The following is a 304-nucleotide window of genomic DNA, read 5'->3' on the forward strand; positions in this document are numbered from 1 at the left end:
ATCTTGTATTGCACCCCATTGAAAACCACTGCAAAAAAGGTCAAAGATTTAGAGAAAAACAAGAAACAAGATAACTCAGGAAAATCTGCTCAACTGCTACAAGTTCTAGGCAAGTGCCGAGATCAGCGCCCAATCCCTGACTACAAACAAATTAATTTCATCAGTCAAATCAATGATATGTAGGGACAGGGCATCAGTAATTTTTGTCATCAGCGCCAAATTTTTCCGCTGCCGTGTCCCGGCAACAATCTTGTATTGCACCCCATTGAAAACCACTGCAAAAAAGGTCAAAGATTTAGAGAAA

Annotated in this window: 1 protein-coding gene; it reads right to left on the minus strand. The window is 40.1% G+C overall.

Translation table 11 applies throughout. From position 1 onward, the window contains the following. Positions 1-105: 105 nt before the first annotated feature. The coding region (locus MiSe_RS50120) for a hypothetical protein (RefSeq protein WP_226595089.1) at positions 106-304 on the minus strand (199 nt) is incomplete at its 5' end.

Source organism: Microseira wollei NIES-4236 (assembly GCF_020521235.1).
In the GTDB taxonomy this organism is placed as follows: Bacteria; Cyanobacteriota; Cyanobacteriia; order Cyanobacteriales; family Aerosakkonemataceae; genus Microseira; species Microseira wollei.